22 protein-coding genes are annotated in these 20,323 nt (G+C 71.7%); 14 read left to right on the top strand and 8 right to left on the bottom strand.

All coding sequences use genetic code 11. The annotated features are described in order from the left end of the window. The first annotated feature begins 37 nt into the window (after positions 1-37). The 13 genes from D0Z67_RS23310 (at position 38) to D0Z67_RS23245 (ending at position 11,417) form a co-directional block, all read left to right on the top strand. Positions 38-616 (top strand): GNAT family N-acetyltransferase, encoded by a 579-nt coding sequence (locus tag D0Z67_RS23310; protein WP_031182473.1) that lies wholly within the window; start codon positions 38-40, stop codon positions 614-616. Positions 617-728: 112 nt separating this feature from the next. Then, positions 729-812 carry a putative leader peptide gene (locus D0Z67_RS30600; protein WP_350748019.1) on the top strand — a complete coding sequence of 28 codons (84 nt, stop codon included), beginning with the start codon at positions 729-731 and terminating at the stop codon, positions 810-812. A 143-nt stretch (positions 813-955) separates the two neighbouring features. Beyond that, positions 956-2,653 carry a nitrite/sulfite reductase gene (locus tag D0Z67_RS23305; protein WP_031182472.1) on the top strand — a complete coding sequence of 566 codons (1,698 nt, stop codon included), beginning with the start codon at positions 956-958 and terminating at the stop codon, positions 2,651-2,653. Further along, positions 2,650-2,832, top strand: coding sequence for a hypothetical protein (locus tag D0Z67_RS23300; RefSeq protein WP_030802517.1), 183 nt, complete (start codon positions 2,650-2,652; stop codon positions 2,830-2,832). The genes D0Z67_RS23305 and D0Z67_RS23300 overlap by 4 nt, the downstream gene beginning before the upstream one ends. Next, the gene (locus D0Z67_RS23295; protein ID WP_031182471.1) at positions 2,829-3,539 is read left to right on the top strand and encodes a phosphoadenylyl-sulfate reductase; all 711 of its coding nucleotides are present in this window, start codon (positions 2,829-2,831) and stop codon (positions 3,537-3,539) included. The genes D0Z67_RS23300 and D0Z67_RS23295 overlap by 4 nt, the downstream gene beginning before the upstream one ends. Then, positions 3,521-4,105, top strand: a complete 585-nt coding sequence (gene cysC, locus D0Z67_RS23290; protein WP_199812215.1) for an adenylyl-sulfate kinase — start codon at positions 3,521-3,523, stop codon at positions 4,103-4,105. The genes D0Z67_RS23295 and cysC overlap by 19 nt, the downstream gene beginning before the upstream one ends. Further along, positions 4,102-5,046 (top strand): sulfate adenylyltransferase subunit CysD, encoded by a 945-nt coding sequence (cysD, locus tag D0Z67_RS23285; RefSeq protein WP_131589698.1) that lies wholly within the window; start codon positions 4,102-4,104, stop codon positions 5,044-5,046. Before cysC ends, cysD begins: the two co-directional genes overlap by 4 nt. Before the next feature lie 2 nt (positions 5,047-5,048). Further along, positions 5,049-6,380 (top strand): sulfate adenylyltransferase subunit 1, encoded by a 1,332-nt coding sequence (locus D0Z67_RS23280; protein WP_031183888.1) that lies wholly within the window; start codon positions 5,049-5,051, stop codon positions 6,378-6,380. A gap of 255 nt (positions 6,381-6,635) precedes the next feature. After that, positions 6,636-7,748, top strand: coding sequence for an aliphatic sulfonate ABC transporter substrate-binding protein (locus D0Z67_RS23270; protein WP_031183890.1), 1,113 nt, complete (start codon positions 6,636-6,638; stop codon positions 7,746-7,748). 13 nt (positions 7,749-7,761) lie between these two features. Further along, positions 7,762-8,565, top strand: coding sequence for an ABC transporter ATP-binding protein (locus D0Z67_RS23265; protein WP_078873698.1), 804 nt, complete (start codon positions 7,762-7,764; stop codon positions 8,563-8,565). Next, complete coding sequence (locus D0Z67_RS23260) at positions 8,552-9,436, top strand: ABC transporter permease (protein WP_031183892.1); 885 nt, start codon at positions 8,552-8,554, stop codon at positions 9,434-9,436. The genes D0Z67_RS23265 and D0Z67_RS23260 overlap by 14 nt, the downstream gene beginning before the upstream one ends. A gap of 6 nt (positions 9,437-9,442) precedes the next feature. Continuing rightward, a complete protein-coding gene (locus D0Z67_RS23255) occupies positions 9,443-10,183 on the top strand; it encodes a sirohydrochlorin chelatase (RefSeq protein WP_031183893.1) in 741 nt (246 codons plus the stop codon). A gap of 280 nt (positions 10,184-10,463) precedes the next feature. Beyond that, complete coding sequence (locus D0Z67_RS23245; protein WP_131589696.1) at positions 10,464-11,417, top strand: IS481 family transposase; 954 nt, start codon at positions 10,464-10,466, stop codon at positions 11,415-11,417. A 67-nt stretch (positions 11,418-11,484) separates the two neighbouring features. Here D0Z67_RS23245 and D0Z67_RS23240 read toward each other — a convergent pair whose 3' ends face one another. The 6 genes from D0Z67_RS23240 to D0Z67_RS23215 form a co-directional block, all read right to left on the bottom strand. Further along, positions 11,485-11,787 (bottom strand): hypothetical protein, encoded by a 303-nt coding sequence (locus D0Z67_RS23240; RefSeq protein ID WP_051887791.1) that lies wholly within the window; start codon positions 11,785-11,787, stop codon positions 11,485-11,487. 177 nt (positions 11,788-11,964) lie between these two features. Next, the gene (locus D0Z67_RS23235; RefSeq protein WP_031181687.1) at positions 11,965-12,510 is read right to left on the bottom strand and encodes a DUF1697 domain-containing protein; all 546 of its coding nucleotides are present in this window, start codon (positions 12,508-12,510) and stop codon (positions 11,965-11,967) included. Positions 12,511-12,666: 156 nt separating this feature from the next. Next, complete coding sequence (gene mgt / locus D0Z67_RS23230; RefSeq protein WP_031181686.1) at positions 12,667-13,869, bottom strand: macrolide-inactivating glycosyltransferase; 1,203 nt, start codon at positions 13,867-13,869, stop codon at positions 12,667-12,669. A gap of 58 nt (positions 13,870-13,927) precedes the next feature. After that, positions 13,928-15,208, bottom strand: coding sequence for an ABC transporter substrate-binding protein (locus D0Z67_RS23225; protein WP_031181685.1), 1,281 nt, complete (start codon positions 15,206-15,208; stop codon positions 13,928-13,930). Beyond that, positions 15,208-16,041 carry a carbohydrate ABC transporter permease gene (locus D0Z67_RS23220; RefSeq protein ID WP_031181684.1) on the bottom strand — a complete coding sequence of 278 codons (834 nt, stop codon included), beginning with the start codon at positions 16,039-16,041 and terminating at the stop codon, positions 15,208-15,210. Before D0Z67_RS23220 ends, D0Z67_RS23225 begins: the two co-directional genes overlap by 1 nt. After that, the gene (locus D0Z67_RS23215; protein WP_031181683.1) at positions 16,038-16,964 is read right to left on the bottom strand and encodes a carbohydrate ABC transporter permease; all 927 of its coding nucleotides are present in this window, start codon (positions 16,962-16,964) and stop codon (positions 16,038-16,040) included. The genes D0Z67_RS23220 and D0Z67_RS23215 overlap by 4 nt, the downstream gene beginning before the upstream one ends. Positions 16,965-17,102: 138 nt before the next feature. Between D0Z67_RS23215 and D0Z67_RS23210 the strand changes: the two genes are divergently transcribed. Continuing rightward, on the top strand, positions 17,103-17,963 hold the full coding sequence (locus D0Z67_RS23210) for a phosphotransferase enzyme family protein (RefSeq protein ID WP_031181682.1): 861 nt from the start codon (positions 17,103-17,105) through the stop codon (positions 17,961-17,963). A 16-nt stretch (positions 17,964-17,979) separates the two neighbouring features. Here the strand turns inward: D0Z67_RS23210 and D0Z67_RS23205 are convergent, their stop codons facing one another. Together D0Z67_RS23205 and D0Z67_RS23200 are read right to left on the bottom strand one after the other, a co-directional pair. Continuing rightward, a complete protein-coding gene (locus D0Z67_RS23205) occupies positions 17,980-18,705 on the bottom strand; it encodes an exonuclease domain-containing protein (protein WP_031181681.1) in 726 nt (241 codons plus the stop codon). Between the two features lie 94 nt (positions 18,706-18,799). Then, positions 18,800-20,041 (bottom strand): SAV2148 family HEPN domain-containing protein, encoded by a 1,242-nt coding sequence (locus tag D0Z67_RS23200; protein WP_031181680.1) that lies wholly within the window; start codon positions 20,039-20,041, stop codon positions 18,800-18,802. Between the last annotated feature and the right edge of the window lie 282 nt (positions 20,042-20,323).

Below are 20,323 nucleotides of genomic sequence, written 5' to 3'. Positions count from 1 at the left end.
ATCGACAGTCCGGTGGGCGGGATGATTCCCTGAGCCCATGAGCAGCGTCCCTGTCACCACCTGGTCCCTGGAACAGACCTCGCCGTCCGACCTCCTGCCCGCCACGGCCCCCGAGGACGACGCGGTGCGGATCGTACGGGCCGAGGCGCCGTCCCCCGAGTTCAGCCGGTTCCTGTACGCCTCGGTCGGCGGTGACATCCGCTGGACCGACCGGCTCGGCTGGACGCACGCCCGGTGGCGGGAGTACCTGGCGCGGCCCGGTGTGGAGACCTGGGTGGCGTACGAGCGGGGGACGCCCGCCGGGTACGTCGAGCTGGAGGCGACCGGGGAGGGCGTGGTGGAGATCGCCTACTTCGGGCTGCTGCCCGCGTTCCGGGGGCGCCGGATCGGCGGGCATCTGCTGTCGTTCGGTACGGCCCGCGCCTGGGACCTGGCGACCCGGTGGCCGGATCTCACCCCGGTGAAGCGGGTGTGGCTTCACACGTGCAGCAAGGACGGCCCGTACGCGCTGGACAACTATCTGCGGCGCGGCTTCACCCTGTTCGACACCAAGGTGGAGCTGGAGGCGGACCTCCCGACGCCCGGACCGTGGCCGGGTGCGTTCCTGGGCGACTGAGCGGCGCCCGCCCAGGTCCTGCCACCCGGAGTTGTCTCGCCATTCAGAATAGATCCGTCCGGATGACGGACAATGGTGGACTGCCCGGAGACGCGCGTGACACGCTGCCGTCATGTCTGGAACTGGAATCGCCCTGGTGAGTCGACGCCACGTCGACCTCGGCCGCATGTCCAGCGCCATGTGTCGGGCGAGCTGAGCACTACAGCACCGCCGGCCCCTTCTTCACCCCCCGTTCAGCGCAGCGCCGCGCACGGCTGTCCGTGTGCGCCCATGCGCGCAGGCCAGAGCCGATTTTCCCCCTGTCTCAGATTCGCCGCCTGTTTCTAAGGACGTAGAACCATGGCCCCCAGTCCCCAGGACCCCGCTGCCGCAGCGCCCCGCCGCAAGGTGAGCCGTCACCGTGGTGAGGGCCAGTGGGCGGCGGGACACCACACCCCGCTCAACGGCAACGAACAGTTCAAGAAGGACGACGACGGTCTCAATGTGCGGACACGCATTGAGACGATCTACTCCAAGCGGGGCTTCGACTCCATCGACCCCAACGACCTGCGCGGCCGCATGCGCTGGTGGGGTCTGTACACCCAGCGCAAGCCCGGTATCGACGGCGGCAAGACCGCGGTTCTGGAACCGGAGGAGCTGGACGACAAGTACTTCATGCTGCGCGTCCGCATCGACGGCGGCCGGCTGACCACCGCCCAGCTGCGGGTGATCGGCGAGGTGTCGCAGGAGTTCGCGCGCGGCACCGCCGACATCACCGACCGGCAGAACATCCAGCTGCACTGGATCAGGATCGAGGACGTGCCCGAGATCTGGCGGCGCCTGGAGGACGTCGGGCTGTCCACCACCGAGGCGTGCGGCGACACCCCGCGCGTGATCCTCGGCTCGCCGGTCGCGGGCATCGCCGAGGACGAGATCATCGACGGCACCCCCGCCATCGAGGAGATCCAGCGCCGGGTCATCGGCAACAAGGCGTTCTCCAACCTGCCCCGCAAGTTCAAGTCCGCGATCTCCGGCTCGCCCCTGCTGGACGTGGCGCACGAGATCAACGACATCGCGCTCGTCGGCGTCGAACACCCCGAGCACGGGCCGGGGTTCGACCTGTGGGTGGGCGGCGGCCTGTCCACCAACCCGAAGATCGGCGTCCGGCTGGGCGCCTGGGTCCCGCTCGACGAGGTGGCCGACGTCCACGAGGGCGTCATCTCGATCTTCCGTGACTACGGCTACCGCAGGCTCCGCAACCGCGCCCGGCTGAAGTTCCTGGTCGCGGACTGGGGCCCGGAGAAGTTCCGGCAGGTGCTGGAGGACGAGTACCTCGGCCGCAAGCTGCTCGACGGCCCGGCGCCCGAGCAGCCGGTGGAGCGCTGGCGCGACCACGTCGGCGTCCACCGCCAGCGCGACGGCCGCTTCTACGTCGGGTTCGCCCCGCGCGTCGGCCGGGTCGACGGCACCACGCTGGCGAAGATCGCCGGGGTCGCCGAGGAGCACGGCTCGGGCCGGGTCCGCACCACCACCGAGCAGAAGATGATCGTGCTGGACGTCGAGGGCGACCGGGTCGACTCCCTGGTCGCCGGACTTGAGGCACTGGACCTCCGGGTCACCCCCTCGTCGTTCCGGCGGGGCACGATGGCCTGCACCGGCATCGAGTTCTGCAAGCTGGCCATCGTCGAGACCAAGGCGCGCGGCAGCGCCCTCATCGACGAACTGGAGCGCCGCCTGCCGGAGTTCGACGAGCCGATCACCATCAACCTCAACGGCTGCCCGAACGCCTGCGCCCGCATCCAGGTGGCGGACATCGGTCTCAAGGGCCAGCTGGTCGTGGACGAGGACGGCAACCAGGTCGAGGGCTACCAGGTGCACCTGGGCGGCGCGCTCGGCCTGGAGGCGGGCTTCGGCCGCAAGGTGCGCGGTCTGAAGGTGACGTCGAAGGAGCTGCCCGACTACGTCGAGCGCGTCCTGCGCCGCTTCGAGGCCGAGCGCGCCGACGGCGAGCGGTTCGCCGTGTGGGCCGCGCGGGCCAGTGAGGAGGCGCTGTCGTGAGCGAGCGTGCCGCACCGTTCCACTGCCCCTACTGCGGGGACGAGGACCTGCGCCCGAGCGAGGAGGGCCACGGCGCCTGGGAATGCGGAGCCTGCAATCGCGCCTTTCAGCTGAAGTTCCTCGGGCTGCTCGCCCGGGGGCTGAAGCGGGGCGACGACGGAGGGGACGACCGGATATGACGACCGCTCAAGAGGAGCGTACCGAGGACGAGTTGCGGGACCTGGCCGAGCGTGCGGGCCGTGAGCTGGAGGACGCGCCCGCGCTGGAGGTGCTGCGCTGGGCGGTGGACACCTTCGGCGAGAGGTTCTGCGTGACCTCCTCCATGGAGGACGCCGTGGTGGCCCATCTGGCCTCGCGGGTGCGGCCCGGCGTGGACGTGGTGTTCCTCGACACCGGCTACCACTTCCCGGAGACCATCGGCACCCGGGACGCCGTCGACGCCGTGATGGACGTCAACGTCGTCACGCTCACCCCCGAGCGGACGGTGGCCGAGCAGGACGCGGAGCACGGGCCCCGGCTGCACGACCGCGACCCCGACCTGTGCTGCGCCCTGCGCAAGGTCCGGCCGCTGGAAGCGGGCCTGACGGAGTATCAGGCATGGGCGACCGGACTGCGCCGGGACGAGTCGCCGACGCGGGCGAACACCCCGGTCGTCGGCTGGGACGCCCGGCGCCGCAAGGTCAAGGTCTCCCCCATCGCCCGCTGGACCCAGGACGACGTGGACGCCTACGTCGCCGAACACGGCGTGCTGACAAACCCGTTGCTGATGGACGGCTACGCCTCGGTGGGCTGCGCCCCCTGCACCCGGCGGGTGCTGGAGGGCGAGGACGCGCGGGCCGGCCGCTGGGCCGGGCGGGGCAAGATCGAATGCGGGCTGCACGGATGACGACCGATCGATACGAGGAGCGAGGACACGTGACGACCGGGGCCACCGTCTGGCTCACTGGTCTGCCGAGCGCCGGCAAGACCACCATCGCCACCGAACTGGCCGGCCGCCTGCGCGCCGAGGGGCGGCGCGTGGAGGTGCTCGACGGCGACGAGATCCGCGAGTTCCTCTCCGCCGGGCTCGGCTTCGCCCGCGAGGACCGGCACACCAACGTCCAGCGCATCGGCTTCGTGGCCGAACTCCTGGCCCGCAACGGCGTGTTGGCGCTGGTCCCGGTGATCGCGCCCTACGCCGACAGCCGTGAGGCGGTGCGCAAGCGGCACACCGCGAACGGCACCCCGTACCTGGAGGTCCATGTGGCGACCCCGGTCGAGGTGTGCGGCGAGCGGGACGTGAAGGGGCTGTACGCCCGGCAGGCGGCGGGCGAGCTGACCGGCCTGACCGGGGTGGACGACCCGTACGAGGAGCCGGCCGCGCCGGACCTCCGGATCGAGACGCAGGGGCAGAGCGTCACGCAGTCGGCGGCCGCGGTGCACGCCCTGCTCGGCGAGAGGGGACTGGCATGACGACTGTCGCCAAGGTGACGGGGGGCGGCGAGGGCACGGACAGCCCGTACGCCCTCTCCCACCTGGACGCTCTGGAGTCGGAGGCGGTGCATATCTTCCGTGAGGTGGCGGGGGAGTTCGAGAACCCGGTGATCCTGTTCTCCGGGGGCAAGGACTCGATCGTCATGCTGCACCTCGCGCTGAAGGCGTTCGCTCCGGCGGCGGTGCCGTTCTCCCTGCTTCATGTGGACACGGGACACAACTTTCCCGAGGTGCTGGAGTACCGGGACCGTGTGGTGGCTGCACATGGGCTGCGCCTCCATGTGGCCTCCGTTCAGGAGTACATCGACCGGGGTGTGCTCCGGGAACGTCCCGACGGGACCCGGAACCCGTTGCAGACGCTGCCGCTGACGGAGAAGATCCAGAGCGAGCGTTTCGACGCGGTGTTCGGCGGGGGCCGGCGGGATGAGGAGAAGGCCCGAGCGAAGGAGCGGGTGTTCTCCCTGCGGGACGAGTTCTCCCAGTGGGACCCCCGCCGCCAGCGCCCGGAGCTGTGGAACCTGTACAACGGCCGCCACGCCCCCGGCGAGCACGTGCGGGTGTTCCCGCTGTCGAACTGGACCGAGCTGGACGTGTGGCAGTACATCGCCCGCGAGGGCATCGACCTGCCGGAGATCTACTTCGCGCACGAGCGGGAGGTGTTCTCCCGCAGCGGCATGTGGCTGACCGCAGGTGAGTGGGGCGGGCCGAAGGACACCGAGCCGGTCCAGACCCGGCTGGTGCGTTACCGCACGGTGGGTGACATGTCCTGCACGGGTGCCGTCGACTCCGACGCCACCACCCTGGAAGCGGTCATCACCGAGATCGCCGCGTCCCGCCTGACCGAACGGGGCGCCACCCGCGCCGACGACAAACTCTCCGAAGCCGCCATGGAAGACCGCAAGCGCGAGGGGTACTTCTGACCATGAGCACCATCACCACCGAAGCGCTGTCGGCCACCACCCTGCTCCGGTTCGCCACCGCCGGCTCCGTCGACGACGGCAAGTCCACTCTGGTGGGACGGCTGTTGCACGACTCCAAGTCGGTCCTGGTGGACCAACTGGAGGCCGTGGAGCGGGCGTCCGCGAGCCGGGGCCAGGAGGCGCCGGACCTGGCGCTGCTCACCGACGGCCTGCGCGCCGAGCGGGAACAGGGCATCACCATCGACGTGGCCTACCGCTACTTCGCCACCCCGCGCCGCCGCTTCATCCTGGCCGACACACCGGGGCATGTGCAGTACACCCGGAACATGGTCACCGGCGCCTCCACCGCCGAACTGACCGTGGTCCTCGTCGACGCCCGCAACGGCGTGGTCGAACAGACCCGACGCCACGCGGCCATCGCCGCCCTCCTCCGCGTCCCGCACGTCGTCCTCGCCGTCAACAAGATGGACCTGGTCGGCTACGAGGAGCGCGTCTTCGCCGCCATCGCCGAGGAGTTCACGGCGTACGCGACCGAGCTGGGCGTCCCGGAGGTCACCGCGATCCCGATCTCGGCGCTCGCCGGGGACAACGTGGTCGACGCCTCCGCCCGGATGGACTGGTACGGCGGCCCGACCGTGCTGGAGCACCTGGAGACGGTGCCGGTCAGCCACGACCTGGCGCACTGCCACGCCCGGCTCCCGGTGCAGTACGTGATCCGCCCGCAGACCGCCGAACTTCCCGACTACCGGGGCTACGCCGGGCAGATCGCGGCCGGCACCTTCCGGGTCGGCGAGGAGGTCACGGTGCTGCCGTCCGGCCGTACCTCCACCATCGCCGGGATCGACCTGCTGGGCGAGCCGGTGGACGTCGCGTGGACCACCCAGTCGGTGACCGTGCTGCTCGCGGACGACGTGGACGTCTCGCGCGGCGACCTGATCGTGCCCAGCAAGGACGCGCCCGCGACCACGCAGGACGTGGAGGCGACCGTGTGCCATGTCGCCGACCAGCCGCTGACCGTGGGCCACCGGGTGCTGCTCAAGCACGGGACCCGCACGGTCAAGGCGATCGTCAAGGACATCCCGTCCCGGCTCACCCTGGCCGACCTGTCCCTGCACCCGCATCCGGGGACGCTCGCCGCCAACGACATCGGCCGGGTGAAGATCCGTACCGCCGAGCCGCTCCCGGCCGACTCCTACGCCGACTCGCGGCGCACCGGCTCCTTCATCCTGATCGACCCCGGCGACGGCACCACCCTCAGCGCGGGCATGGTCGGCGAGTCCTTCGCCGCGCCCGAGCCGGTGACGGACGGCGACGACGACGGGTGGGACTTCTGACCATGCGGGCCACCGAGGTCTTCTCGACGTTCGCCAAGGAGGGCGGCCGCATCGGCAGCGGCGCGCTCGGCTCCGGGCAGGGCGGGGTCGCACGATGTGCGCGCTGACGTACGCGCACCGCTCGCGCGCCCTGCTCCCCCACGCAAGCCCCTCCTCCCACCCGACGACGTCCCGGTTGCGACGACGAAGACCCATCGACCTCCCGGCCACGGCCTGACCGCCGTGACCCCGGGCCGACGAGAGGAAACGCCTCCCGTGCCTGCCATCAGTTCGCCGCTGCCGCGCCGCGGTCTCACCGTCCTCGCCGTACTCCCGCTGCTGGCCCTCGCGGCCTGCGGTTACGGGTCCGAGGCCAAGGACGACGCCGCCAACCAGAAGGTCGCCTCCGGGGCCAAGAAGATCGACGGCCTGGACTCCGTGAAGATCGGCTACTTCGGCAACCTCACCCACGCGACCGCGCTGGTCGGCCGTCAGCAGGGCCTGTTCCAGAAGGAACTAGGCGCCACCAAGGCCGACTACGCCACCTTCAACGCGGGCCCCTCCGAGATCGAGGCGCTCAACTCCGGCTCCATCGACATCGGCTGGATCGGCCCCTCCCCCGCGATCAACGGCTACACCAAGTCCGGCGGCCGCAGCCTGAAGATCATCGGCGGTTCGGCGTCCGGCGGGGTCAAGCTGGTCGTGAACCCCGAGAAGATCAAGTCACTGAAGGACGTCAAGGGCAAGCGGATCGCCACGCCCCAGCTCGGCAACACCCAGGACGTCGCCTTCCTCAACTGGGCGGCGGAGCAGGGCTACAAGGTCGACGCGCAGAGCGGCAAGGGCGACGTCACCGTGGTCCGCAGCGACAACAAGGTGACCCCGGACGCCTTCAAGGCCGGTTCCGTGGACGGCGCGTGGGTGCCGGAGCCGACCGCGTCCAAGCTGGTCGCCGAGGGCGGCAAGGTGCTGCTGGACGAGTCCGACCTGTGGCCGGACAAGAAGTTCGTGATCACCAACATCATCGTGTCGCAGAAGTTCCTCAAGGCCCACCCGAAGGCCGTCGAGGCGGTCCTGCGGGCGTCGGTGCGCACCAACAAGTGGATCAAGGCGAACCCGGACGCGGCGAAGGACTCGGCGAACAAGCAGCTGGAGGCCGACTCCGGCAAGTCGCTGCCCCCGGCCGTGCTGGACCCGGCGTGGAAGTCGATCCAGACCACGGACGACCCGCTGGCCGCCACCCTGAACACCGAGGCCGATCACGCGGTCAAGGCGGGCCTGCTGGCCAAGCCGGACCTCAAGGGCATCTACGACCTGACCCTGCTCAACAAGGTCCTCGGCGCCGAAGGCGCCGCCAAGGTCGACGCTGCCGGGCTCGGCACCGACTGACCGACGCCAACCGATGAGTCCCCAGGAGGTGACGACCATGGCCACCACCCTCGCCGAGGCCGGCCCGGCGGTCGATTACGCCGCCCGCCTCGACCACGTCTCGAAGTCCTTCCCGGGACCCGGCGGGCAGCAGCTCGTGCTGGACGACATCAGCCTCGATGTCGCGCCCGGCGAGTTCGTCACCCTCCTGGGGGCCTCGGGCTGCGGCAAGTCGACCCTGCTCAATCTGGTGGCGGGCCTGGACCGGCCCAGCGCCGGGTCCATCGACACCGATGGCCGCCCGGCCCTGATGTTCCAGGAGCACGCCCTCTTCCCGTGGCTGACCGCGGGCAAGAACATCGAACTCGCCCTGCGCCTGCGGGGCGTGCCCAAGGGCGAGCGCCGCGACAAGACCGAGTCGCTGCTCGAACTGGTCCGGCTGAAGGGCGCGTACGGCAAGCGGGTACACGAACTCTCCGGCGGTATGCGGCAGCGGGTGGCGCTGGCCCGCGCGCTGGCGCAGGAGAGCGGACTGCTGCTGATGGACGAGCCGTTCGCGGCCCTCGACGCCATCACCCGCGACGTGCTGCACGACGAACTGACCCGCGTCTGGACCGAGACGGGCCTGTCCGTGCTCTTCGTGACGCACAACGTGCGCGAGGCGGTACGGCTGGCCCAGCGGGTCGTGCTGCTGTCCTCCCGGCCGGGCAAGGTCGCCCACGAGTGGGCGGTGGACATTCCGCAGCCCCGCCGTATCGAGGACGCCCCGGTGGCGGAACTGTCCCTGGAGATCACCGAGGCGCTGCGAGGGGAGATCCGCCGCCATGGCCAGCACTGAGACGACACCGGCTCCCGGCACGGGGAGCGTGGAGGCGGGGCTCGACGCCCTGGAGACCCCGCGCGGCGCCCGGGTGCCGCTGCGGCAGACCCTGGTCACCAAGGTGCTGCCGCCGGTCACCGCCGTACTGGTGGTGCTGCTGGTCTGGCAGGGCCTGGTGTCCTTCGGGGTCGTCTCCGACCCCACCAAGCTGCCCGCGCCGAAGGCGGTGTGGGAGGCGGTCCAGCGGGACTGGCTGGCGGGCAAGCTCCTCGGCTACATCTGGACCAGCGTCTCGCGCGGCCTGCTCGGCTTCTGCCTGGCGCTGCTCATCGGCACCCCGCTGGGGCTGCTGGTGGCGCGGGTGAAGTTCGTGCGCGCGGCCATCGGCGCGATCCTGTCCGGCCTCCAGTCGCTGCCCTCGGTGGCCTGGGTGCCCCCGGCGGTGATCTGGCTGGGGCTGAACAACTCGATGATGTACGCGGTGATCCTGCTCGGCGCGGTGCCCTCCATCGCCAACGGCCTGGTCTCCGGCATCGATCAGGTGCCACCGCTGTTCCTGCGGGCGGGCCGCACCATGGGCGCCGGCGGGCTGCGCGGGGTCTGGCACATCACGCTGCCCGCCGCGCTGCCCGGCTATGTGGCCGGGATGAAACAGGGCTGGGCGTTCTCCTGGCGCTCGCTGATGGCGGCCGAGATCATCGCGTCCTTCCCCGATCTGGGCGTCGGTCTCGGCCAGTTGCTGGAGAACGGCCGCAACGCCCTCGACATGGCGATGGTGTTCGAGGCCATCCTGCTGATCCTGTTCGTCGGCATCGCGGTCGACCTGCTGATCTTCAGTCCGCTGGAGCGGTGGGTGCTGCGCAGCCGGGGCCTGCTGGTGAAAAGCTGAACTCCCATGTTCCACGAACCCGTTCTCCTGATCGTCGCCCACGGCAGCCGTGACCCCCGGCACGCCGCGACCGTGCACGCCCTGGTCGCGCGGGTGCGGTCGATGCGGCCGGACCTCCGGGTGGTGACCGGCTTCCTCGACTTCAACGTGCCCTCGGTCGGCGGCGTGCTCGACTCGCTCGCCGCCGAGGGGGTGCGCGAGGTGGTGGCCCAGCCGCTGCTGCTGACCCGCGCCTTCCACGCCAAGGCCGACATCCCGGCCGTGCTGCGGGAGGCACCGCGCGGGATGCGCGTCCGGCAGGCGGAGGTGCTCGGCCCCTCCCCGCTGCTGGTCTCGGCGCTGGAACGGCGCCTGTACGAGGCGGGGCTCGACCCTGCCGACAAGTCCTCGACCGGGGTCGTGCTGGCCTCGGCGGGGTCCTCCGACGCGGAGGCGATCGCGGTGATCGCCGACATCGCGCGGGAGTGGTGGCGCACCGGTTGGTGCGCCGTGCGACCCGCGTTCGCCTCCGCCCGCCTCCCCCGCACCGAGGACGCCGTACGCGAACTGCGCGCCGAGGGGTGCGAGCGGATCGCCGTCGCACCCTACGTGCTGGCACCGGGCTTCCTCCCCGACCGGATCGCCCGGGGCGCGGCCGACGCGGACGTCCTGGCGGACGTTCTGGGGCCCGCGCCGGAGGTGGCGCGGGTACTGGTCGACCGCTACACCGAGGCGCTGCGATCGGTCCCAGTGGCCGTGGGCGCCTAGGCCGTGTCCGGAAAGTCCCGCCTGGCTCGCGACGCCTGGCACGTGCCCTCGCGGCGTTGTCGGGATCATCCTCGTACGCCCAGCACGAGGACGACCCTCCGCCTTGCGAGCGCACGCACCAGACGCCGCGAGCCCTGCCCTCCGGGCAGACGGCGCCACTTTCCGGACACCCCCTAGGTGTATTGATCACGAGCGTTGTTGACACGGCTGGGGTCTTGAACATGGCGAAGACCTCCGGTGTGGTGGGAGCTGTCTAGGAACTCACCGCACGGAGGTCTTCGTGCCCCACCGTAATGCCCGGCTGACCGTCTTCGGTAGGAGGCTGCTGGTCGAGCGTGTCCGCTCAGGCCGTCCGGTCGCTCATGTGGCCGCCGAGATGGGTATCTCCCGTGCCACCGCCCATAAGTGGATCCGCCGGTGGCGGACCGAGGGTGAGGCGGGACTGCAGGACCGCTCCAGCCGACCTCGCACGACGCCGCACCGGACCGCGTCCGCGGTGGAAGACCGCGTCTGCGACCTGCGGCAGAGCCGCAAACTCGGCCCGGCCCGGATCGGCCCGATCGTGGGCCTGCCCACCTCGACCGTGCACCGGATCCTGACCCGCCACCGCCTCAACCGGCTGGCCTGGATCGACCGGCCGACCGGCACCGTGATCCGCCGTTACGAGCGTGAGCGGCCCGGCGAGCTGATCCACGTGGACGTGAAGAAGCTGGGCCGGATCCCCGACGGCGGCGGCCACAAGACCCACGGCCGCGAGGCCGGCCGCCCCATTCGCGGCATGGGCTTCGACTACGTCCACTCCGCCGTCGACGACCACTCCCGCCTGGCCTACAGCGAGATCCACCCCGACGAGAAAGCCGCGACCTGCGCGGCCTTCCTGACCCGCGCGGCCGCCTTCTTCCACGCCCAGGGCATCACCCGGATCGAGCGGGTCCTGACCGACAACGCCTGGGCCTACCGCAAGGGCCTGGCCTGGAAAAAGGTGCTCACCGAGATCGGCGCGACCGGCAAACTGACCCGGCCCTACCGGCCCCAGACCAACGGCAAGGTCGAACGGTTCAACCGCACCCTGCTCGACGAATGGGCCTACCTGCGGCCCTACACCTCGAACACCGAACGGACCGAAGCCCTGGCAGACTTCCTCCACACCTACAACCACCACCGCTGCCACACCGCACTCGGAGGCCACCCACCCATCACCCGCGTCAACAACGCTGCGAGTCAATACACCTAGGGCCTGTCGTTTGGATCATGCCGAGAGGCGCAGTCACTCTCGGCCGACCTGATCCAAACGACAGACCCTAGAGCTTGAGCGCGGTCGTCAGGCGGCGGGTGTACTCCAGGGTGCCGGTGCCGGCTGCGGCGCCGATGCAGAGGTCGTCGAGCTGGTGGCGGATGCGGCCGCGGTTGGGCGGGAAGCCGTCGTCGGCCGCGAGGGCCAGCTCGGCCTGGATGATCTCGCCGTGCTCCAGGAGCACCGGGTACTCGGCGTGCAGGGCGGCGACGAGCCCGTCCGCGAGCTGGATCAGGGTCTCCAGGTCGGTCCCGTCACCGCCGGGTACCGGGCGGCCGGAGGTGCTGCCGGGGTGGTTGTACGCGTTCACGTCTGTCGTCCTCACTCCTGATCCGGGGGCCTTACGGGGGCCGGGCTGCGGCGAGGGAAGCGTGCCGGGTCGGCTCGGTCGGCGACGTTACCCACGAAGCAGCCGACGGCACCAGCAATCAACCCCTTTGGAGTGAAGGGGGGTTGACATTCCCCGGCGATCCGGTAGAGGGCGCCGTCAGCCGGTCAGCTCGACCAGTTTCCGTACGGTGTTCCAGTTCCGGGTGGTGGCGATCAGGCCCTTGGTGACGCGCGGGCGCCCCAGCTCCTCGGCGAGCTTGGAGCGGCCGAGCCCGTCGGGTGCGTAGAGGTACAGGCACCGGTCGCCGAGGCGGAACTCCTCGGGGAGGCGGGCGGCGGTGTCGATCCCGGCGAAGCGCTCGGGGTCCACCGGACCGGAGAAGTAGGTGACGTGCAGCTGCTTGGGCTCCAGCGCGTCGGCGGGGAACGGGCAGGCTTCCGCGACCGCCGTCAGATAGGCGTGGTCCCGCACGATCACGTCGACCGCGAAGCCGAACCGCGTCTCGATGGCCGCGCTCAACTCCCCGGCCAGGACGCCCTCGTCACCCTGCGAGGCGGTGAACACGGCCTGCCCGCTCTGGAGATGGGTGCGCACATCGTCATGGCCCAGCTCGGACAGAAGAGTTCGCAGGTCGGCCATGGGAAGCTTCCTGTTGCCGCCCACGTTGATCCCGCGCAGCAGCGCCGCGTACGTCGTCGTCATCGGCCCACGATAGAACGGCCGTCGTGCCCCGTGGGGGCGGGCACGACGGCCGTACCGGACGGTACGCCCGTTGCGGCAAACTCTGTCGGATCGAGCGGGCGCTGAGCAACTCCTGCACGATCTTGTGACTGGTTCACCCATGTTTCTCCACCGAGGTCAGTGCCCCGGCAGCTCCGCCTCGATCAGGTCGGCGGCGCGCGTGGTGCCCCCTTCGCCCACCATGCCGGCCTGGATCTCCTTCAGCCGGGCGGCCACCTCGGGGTCGTCGGCCAGGGCGAGGGCGGTCTCGCGGAGGCGGTCGGCGGTGGCGTCCTCGGTGACCAGGGTGCGGGCCACGCCGAGCGCCTGGAGCATGTCGGCGTTGCCGAACTGGTCGACGGCCTGCGGGACGGCGATCATCGGGGTGGCGGTGGCCAGCCCCTCCTGACTGCCGCCCGCCCCCGCGTGTGTGACGAACAGGTCGGCCTGCCTGAGCACCGCCAACTGCGGTACCCAGGAGTGCACTTCGACATTGGCGGGCAGTTCGCCGAGTTCGGCCGGGTCCACGTGCCGCCCGATCTGGAGGACGAGGTGCCACCCGGGCAGGTCACCGAAGGCGCGTACGCACTCGGCGTAGAAGGCGGCCCGCTTGGTGAAGGCGGAGCCGAGGGAGACGAGGACGACCCTCTCCGCGCCCTCGGGCCGACTCCAGGTGCCCTGGTCGGCGCGGTCGCCCTGGCAGGCGCCGACGAAGCTGTACACGCGCTCGTCGACCCGGTCGGCGTGCGGCTGGAGCGCCTTGGGGATGAGGACGAGCGAGCGGGCGGGGCGGCCGGCGAACGGGTCCGGGTGCCGGGTGATGCCGTTCTCCGCGAGCCAGCCCGCGAACCGGGCGTAGTACGCCTGGCCGCGCTCGGTCTTCAGCGGCTCGGCCCACATGGGCTCCGCGACCTCCTCCTCGTACCCGTCCCAGGCGACGAGGTTCGGGGAGAGCGAGACGGCGGGCACGCCCCAGCGGTGGGCCAGGACGCGGGCGGGGTAGGAGGCGATGTCGTGCAGGACCAGATCGGGCTCGTCGCCCTCGTACGCCGTGATGAGCTGGGGCAGCGCCTGCATGGCGTCGGCGAGGAACGGCTCGACGTTGTCCAGCAGCGTGGTCCCCCAGGCGGAGGGGTCGGCGTCGGGTCCGGGCAGGGTGGAGGTGTAGGGCACGGGCACGGCGCCCGTGGCGGCGACCTTCTCGGCGAAGAGCGGCGGAATGGCGTAGGTGACGCGGTGGCCGCGTGCGACGAGTTCCCTGATCACCTCCAGGCTGGGGTTCACATGGCCGTGCTGGGCGATGGAGAACATGGCGATGTGGGCGGGGCGGTGGGGGGTCATGACCGTGAGGCTAGGCGGCGCCCGGTGGCCCGCTCCAGCGAATTTCCCCCCCATCCGCTCAGCGCTGGTAGCGGGCGAGGACCAGATTGCCGTCCTGCTCCAGCCGTTCGCGCAGCGCGGCGAGGCCGATGGCGCCGCTGTAGTACTCCTGGAAGGCCGGGGTGGCGATCTTGTCCTTCCACTCCGGGTAGCCGCGCACCGACTGGGCGGGCGCCGGGCGCAGGTGGGCCGCCAGGGCGGTGCCGGTGGCCCAGCCGTGGTCGGCGGTGTGCAGGGCGGGGTCGGCGAGGGCGTCGGTGCCGGTGGGCAGCATCCAGTCGCCGAGGGCCAGGCGGACCATGTTCTTGGGCCGCAGCAGGAAGTCGATGAACTGGGCGGCCTCCTTCTTGTGCGGGCAGTCCTGGGAGACGGAGAGGGTCTGCGGGCTGACGCCCTGGGTGAGACCGTCGGCGCCGGCCGGGGCGGGCAGCACCTCCCACTTGAAGCCCTTGGGCGCCTGCTGCTCGATCTGCTGGCGGTAGGAGAAGCCCAGCGGGACCATGGCGTACCGGCCGCCGAAGAAGCCGGGCAGGGTGTCCGAGCCCCCGCTGCCGAGCGTCGAGGCGGGCGCGCTGCGGTCGCGGGCGATCTGGTCGCGCACGGTGCGCGGTACGACGGCGTCCCCGGCTCCGAACCGCACGCTCACCTTGCCGTCACTCCCTCGCTGGAAGAGCGTGCCGCCCGCCGAGAGCCCGAGGTTGAGGGTGACGGACACGGGCTCCTTCAGCGGCCAGGCGACTCCGTACTTGCCGTCGCCGCTGAGCCGCGCGGTGATCTCGCGGAACTCGGCCCAGCTCCACGGGTGTCGGGGGGTCGGGATGCGCACCTTCGCCGTCCGCAGCCAGGCGGAGTTGGCGATCAGCACGCGGGGTTCCTGGAGGAAGGGCACGCCGTAGACGCCCTTGCCGAAGGTGGTCGCCCGCCAACTCCGCGCGGGGATGTACGACTTGAGGCGGGCGGGCAGCAGGCCGCTCAGGTCGGCGAGGTCGCCGCCGTAGGCGAAGTCGGCCAGGTCGTCGGAGGCGTCGTGGATGACGTCGGGGGCCTCACCGCCCTCGAAGGAGGTGAGCAACTGGTCGTGCACGCTGTCCCAGTCGCCCTGCACGTACTCGACCTGGACGTCCGGGTGGGCGGCGTTCCACTCCCGCACGAGTTCCTTGTTGGCGGCGACCGACTCCTGCTGCCAGGCGAGGGACTGGAAGCGCAGGGTGACGGGCCCGCCGTGCTGCCGGCCGCCGGAGGAGCAGCCCGCGAGGAGCAGCAGGAGGGCGGCGACCGCCATGGTGATCCTGGTCCGCATCAGCTCTTCACCGCTCCGGCGATCAGGCCCCCGGTGATCCGCCGCTGGAGCAGGGCGAACACCACGAGGGAGGGCAGGGTGGCGAGGAAGGCGGCCGCGGCCAGCGGGCCGAGGTCGGCGACGCCCTCCGCGCCGATGAAATGGGTCAGCACGACCGGCAGGGTCTGGTTGCCGGGGCTCTTGAGCAGCACGAGCGCGAAGAAGAACTCGTTCCACGCCGTGATGAACGCGAACAGCGCGGTGGCCGCGATGCCCGGCGCGAGCAGCGGCGCCGTCACCGATATCAGCGTCCGCAGTCGCCCGGCCCCGTCGACGGCGGCCGCCTCCTCCAGCTCGACGGGGACCGCCCGTACGTACCCGACGAGCATCCACAGCGCGAAGGGCAGCGACCACACGACGTAGACCACGGTCAGCCCGGCGAGGGAGTCGATGAGCCGCAGCCGCTTCAGCACCAGGAACAGCGGGATGATGATCAGCACGAACGGGAACGCCTGGCTGACCACCACCCACCCGCTCGCCGCCCGCGCCAGCCGGGTGCGGTGCCGGGCCATGACGTAGGCCATCGGGGTGGCGATCAGTACGGCGATCACGGCCGCGCCGAGCGCCGCCAGCAGGGAGTTGAGGGCGGCGTGCAGGAGGGGCTGCTCGTCGAACGCCTGCCGGAAGTTGGCGAGGGTGGGGTGGCGCGGAATCCAGGTGGGATGCAGGCTGCCGAGTTCGCGCGGCGGCTTGAACGCGGTGGACAGCAGCCAGAGGAACGGGAACGCCAGGAAGATCAGATAGGCCAGCAGGGCGGCGTACTGCCCCGCGCGGGCCGAGGGCCGGGTCCTCACGCGTCCTCGCCTCCCTTCAGCCGGCCCGCGAGGAACACCGCGAGCACGATCGCGATGACGGCGACCATCACGCAGCCCATCGCGGCGGCGTAGCCGAACTGGCCGTAGCGGAAAGCCTCTTCGTAGGCGAACAGCATGGGCAGCCGGGTCTTTCCGCCGGGTCCGCCGCTGGTGAGCACGTACACCAGGGCGAAGGAGTTGAAGTTCCAGATCAGGTTGAGCGCGGTGATGGAGAGGGCGACGGGCCGGAGCGCGGGCCAGGTGACCGCGCGGAACCGCCGCCAGGCGCCGGCGCCGTCCACGGCGGCCGCCTCGTGGAGTTCGCGCGGGGTGTTCTGCAGCCCGGCCAGCAGGGCGACCGTGGTCTGGGGCATCCCGGCCCAGATCCCGACGACGACGACGGCGGGCAGCGCGGTGGCGAGACCGCTCAGCCAGTCCCGTCCGTCACCGAGACCGAGGTCGCGCAGCGTCTCGTTGAGGATGCCGGCGTCCGGGTTGTAGACCAGCCGCCACATGATGCCGACGACCACCTCGGGCATGGCCCAGGGCACGATGGCGAGGGCGCGGGCGAGCCAGCGCAGTCTCAGGTCCTGGTCGAGCAGCAGGGCGAGGCCGAGCGCCAGCAGGAACTGGGGGACGGTCACGCCGATCGCCCACAGCAGGCCGATCCGGAACGACTCCCAGAACAGGGTGTCGTGCAGCAGGTCCTGGAAGTTCAGCGCGCCGATCCAGCGGGTCGGGGCGGTGCGGCCGGACTGGGCGTCGGTGAAGGACAGCAGGACGCCGTAGAGCAGCGGGCCCACGCTGAGCACGAGGATCGGGATCAGGGCGGGCAGCACCAGGAACCAGACGGCGTGGTCGCGGCCGCCGGTGCGCACGGGCGGGCGCCGCGCCTCGACCGGCGATGTCACCGGCGTTGTCATGGAATCAGCCCCTTTGCCTGGCCTGGTTGGCGTGTTCATGGTCGTGAACGCAGCGCGCTCCGTCAAGGGACCGCACACCGTCCGACCTGTGCGAATGCGAGACTGGCCGGGACACGGCACACGACACGGAGGCGGACGATGGACGAGGCACGGGCGCGGGCGGTACTGGCCGGGGCGAAGGTGCTGCCCCCGGTGACGGACGCGCGCCTCCTCGCCCTGGGCGAGAACGCCGTGTTCGCCGCCGGGGATCTGGTCGTGAAGGTCGGCCGGGACGCCGAACTGCTCGACCGGGCCCGCCGCGAGCTGGCCGTGGCCGGCTGGCTGGCCGAGTCCGGGGTCCCCGCCGTGCGCGCGGCCGAGCCCGAACCGCTGCTGGTCGACGGCCACCCGGTGACCGTCTGGCACCGGCTGCCCGACGCCGTGCGCCCCGCCGAACCCCGCGACCTGGCCGAGCTGCTGCGGCTGGTGCACGCGCTGCCCGCTCCCCCGGTGCCGCTGCCGCCCCGCGAGCTGCTGGGCGGGGTGGAGCGCTGGCTGCGGCTCGCGGGTGACGCGATCGACCCCGAGGACGCGGCCTGTCTGCGCGCCCGCCGCGACGGCTTCGCCTCGGCCGCCGCCGCGCTGACCCCCCGTCTGACGCCCGGCCCGATCCACGGGGACGCGCTGCCCCGCAATGTGCACATCGGCCCGGACGGCCCGGTCCTGGTGGACCTGGAGACCTTCTCCGCCGACCTGCGCGAGCACGACCTCGTGGTGATGGCCCTCTCCCGCGACCGCTACGGCCTGCCCGCCGAGGCGTACGACGCCTTCACCTCGGCCTACGGCTGGGACGTGCGCGAGTGGGACGGCTGCTCGGTGCTGCGAGGCGCCCGCGAGACGGCGAGCTGCGCCTGGGTCGCCCAGCACGCCCCGGCCAACCCCAAGGCGCTCGCGGAGTTCGAGCGCCGGGTGGCGTCGCTGCGGGACGGGGACGAGTCGGTGCGCTGGTACCCCTTCTGAGCGCACCCGGCACGGGCTACCGCGCGACGGCGTCCGTCAGCTCGCGCACCGGCCAGACCCGGTCGATCACCGCGTCCGCCTCGCCCTTGCGGCGCAGGAACGCCTCGAAGTCGGCGGCCCATTCCGCGTACCACCGGACCTGGCTGCGGTGCAGCTCCGCCAGGCCGAGCCCGGCTATCTTCGGGTACCGCTCGGCGATCGCGGTGGCGAGCCGGGCGGCGGCCAGCGCGTCCGCCGAGGCGTCGTGCGCCGCGTCGAGCACCACCCCGTACTCCGCGCAGACCGCCTCCAGATTGCGCTTGCCCCGGCGGTAGCGGTCGACCCGGCGGTCGATGGTGTACGGGTCGACGACCGGGGCCGGCACGCGCCCGCCCAGCCGCTCGGCCAGCGACGGCAGTCCGTGGCGGTGCAGTTCGGCGGAGAGCAGGGTCAGGTCGAAGGCGGCGTTGTACGCGACGACCGGCATACCCGCGTCCCAGGCGGAGACCAGCGCGTCGGCGAGGGCGTCGGCGACCTGGTCGGCCGGGCGGCCCTCGGCCGCCGCGCGTTCGTTGCTGATGCCGTGCACGGCGACCGCGTCGGCCGGTATCTCCACGCCCGGGTCGGCCAGCCATTCCCGGCGTCCCACGGGCTCGCCGGCCCTGACCTCCAGCACGGCGCCCGTGACGATGCGCGACTGCAGCGGATCGGTCCCGGTCGTCTCCAGGTCGAAGCCGATCAGCGGCTCCCGGTGCCAGCCCATGGGCGGCCCCCCTTCTTGGTGGTGCGTTCCCCCAGTGGCTCCACCATGACACGGGGCACTGACAACGCCCCCGGCCGCCCGCCGCCGACCGCCCTCAGGACACCGGACGCGAGTCCGCCCAGGCCAGCTCGAACTCCTCCCGATAGGTGGGGAAGAGTCCGGAATCGCCCGACTGGTCCGACGTGACCACCCGGCTGCCGCCGCGCAGCACCAGGACCGGCGACTCCATGCCGCGCGCCCCGCGCAGATAGGACTGCACCACGGCGATGCCGTCCGCGCCGTCGCCGTCCACCAGGTAGGCGGTGAAGCGCGGGGTCTCGTCGTAGACCTGGATCTCGAAGGCGCCGGGGTCGCGCAGCCGGGAGCGGACCCGGCGCATGTGCAGGATGTTCATCTCGACCGAGCGTGCCAACTCGCCTCGTTTCATGCCGAGTTCGCGCTCCCGGCGCTTGATCGCGCTGGAGGCCGGGTTGAGGAAGAGCAGCCGGACGCGGCACCCGGACTCCGCGAGCCGGACCAGGCGGCGGCCGGAGAAGTTCTGCACCAGCAGGTTGAGCCCGATGCCGATGGCGTCCAGCCGGCGGGCCCCGCCGAACAGGTCCTCGGCCGGGAACTGACCCATCAGCCGCACCCGGTCGGAGTGCACCGCGACCACGTCCGCGTACCGGTCGCCGATGAGGTCCTCGACCGCGTCCACCGGGAGCCGGCCCGCCGAGGGCACGTCACCGGCGGCGCCCAGCAGGTCCAGCAGCCGGGCGGAGGCGCGCTCGGCCTGGTTCAGCACCGCCTCGGACAGCGCCCGGTTGCGGGAGACGACATTGCGGGTCACCTCCAGCTCGTCCAGGGCGAGTTCGAGGTCCCGGCGCTCGTCGAAGTACGGCTCGAAGCACGGCCAGTGCTGCACCATCAGCTCGCGCAGTTGCGGCAACGTCAGGAAACTCAGCACGTTGTCGTCGGCCGGGTCGAGCAAGTAGCCCTTGCGGCGGCTGACTTCGCGCACCGCGACGGCCCGCTGCACCCACTCCTGGCCGGCCGGTCCGGCGGCGGCCACCACCCAGTCGTCACCGTGCACGGGTTCGTAGACGGGGCGCAGCACGGCGGCCACGACGGCGCGCAGCCGCTGCTCGACGAGGTTGAGCCAGATGTAGGCGCGGCCCGCCCGCTGGGCCCGGGTGCGCACCTCCAGCCAGGCGCCCGCGTCCCAGTCCAGTTCCGGTCCGATCGACCCCGCGCCCATCGGACGCGCCAGGGACACCGCGCCGGGCGGGACGTCCGTGGAACCGCTCCCCTCGTGACCCTCGCCACCAGGGGGCAGCTCCAGCCCTCCCGAGCCCACCCTGCACCGCCTTCCGTCCCCCGGACCTTCCCCGTCCCAACGATCAAGGAAGGGTACTCCGGGAGCGGTCGGCGGTGCAGCCGGATGGACAGGTCGGTTTCTCAACTTGCCTGCGGTCAGTGGCCGTTCCGGGCGTCCGGGAGCGCGGGGAGTGAGCGGAGTCATAGCGGCGCGAACCGGTCCCGGGGTGGGGCGCCGCTGGTGAGCAGGGTGTGCGCCGGGCGGCGCCCGCCCGAAGCGGCCCGCCCGGCCCGGATCGGTCCGGGCTCGTCGGCCCGGCGC

The organism is Streptomyces seoulensis (assembly GCF_004328625.1).
GTDB lineage: Bacteria > Actinomycetota > Actinomycetes > Streptomycetales > Streptomycetaceae > Streptomyces > Streptomyces seoulensis.
Note: the sequence above shows the minus strand (reverse complement) of the source record. Positions and strands in the feature narration are given on the sequence as shown.